The sequence below is a fragment of the Dankookia rubra genome, from assembly GCF_004355005.1.
GTDB classification, from domain to species: Bacteria; Pseudomonadota; Alphaproteobacteria; order Acetobacterales; family Acetobacteraceae; genus Paracraurococcus; species Paracraurococcus ruber_A.
In genome coordinates, this window is sequence record NZ_SMSJ01000432.1 from 1 (window position 1) to 219 (window position 219).

The window sequence follows — 219 nt, forward strand, 5'->3', positions numbered from 1 at the left end:
TCCGTTCTCCGGCCACCTGTTCCTGTTCCGCGGCAGGCGGGGTGACCTGCTGAAGGCGCTTTGGTGGGATGGCCAGGGCCTGGTGCTGCTGGCCAAGCGTCTTGAGAAGGGTAAGCGTCCGGTGACGCGGCGATCGACCGTCAGGTTGCCGCGGCGTCTGCGTCGCTTGGCAGGTTCCATGGCAGAAGCTCGGCGACACGGCTGACGGGATGGTCGGCG

Annotated in this window: 1 protein-coding gene; it reads left to right on the forward strand. The window is 67.6% G+C overall.

Annotated elements, in window-relative coordinates:
- A partial coding sequence (gene tnpB / locus E2C06_RS40700) for an IS66 family insertion sequence element accessory protein TnpB (RefSeq protein ID WP_133293450.1) occupies positions 1–205 on the forward strand: 205 nt, incomplete at its 5' end.
- Positions 206–219: the final 14 nt, after the last annotated feature.